Source organism: Geobacillus thermodenitrificans subsp. thermodenitrificans DSM 465 (assembly GCF_000496575.1).
GTDB lineage: Bacteria > Bacillota > Bacilli > Bacillales > Anoxybacillaceae > Geobacillus > Geobacillus thermodenitrificans.
The window spans coordinates 1-459 of record NZ_AYKT01000059.1; the positions used below are offsets into that span (position 1 = coordinate 1).

At 53.2% G+C, this 459-nt stretch carries 3 tRNA genes; all 3 read left to right on the forward strand.

The features are described from left to right. Positions 1-7 precede the first annotated feature (7 nt). Positions 8-83 (forward strand) — tRNA-Val (locus DSM465_RS0117940). A gap of 11 nt (positions 84-94) precedes the next feature. Then, positions 95-171 (forward strand) — tRNA-Met (locus tag DSM465_RS0117945). A gap of 4 nt (positions 172-175) precedes the next feature. Beyond that, positions 176-251: transfer RNA gene (locus tag DSM465_RS0117950), tRNA-Asp, on the forward strand. The last annotated feature ends 208 nt before the right edge of the window (positions 252-459 follow it).

The window sequence follows — 459 nt, forward strand, 5'->3', positions numbered from 1 at the left end:
GATAAATGGAGGATTAGCTCAGCTGGGAGAGCACTTGCCTTACAAGCAAGGGGTCGGCGGTTCGATCCCGTCATCCTCCACCACTTTCAATCGTCGCGGGGTGGAGCAGTCCGGTAGCTCGTCGGGCTCATAACCCGAAGGTCGCAGGTTCAAATCCTGCCCCCGCAACCAAAATGGTCCCGTAGTGTAGTGGTTAACATGCCTGCCTGTCACGCAGGAGATCGCGGGTTCGAGTCCCGTCGGGACCGCCATCATTTCAAAACTATGAAATAAAAAATCACATGCGGCTCGGCAGCTCAGTCGGTAGAGACGAGCATCAGCATCATCGAATTTGCTGCGAGTTGCCTCGACGCATCATACTTCCTCGAATCCGCTAGTAGAGGAAGAGGCACAGGGTAATTCAATGAACGAGGTAGAAAATAACATATGGCTCGGTAGCTCAGTCGGTAGAGCAAAGGA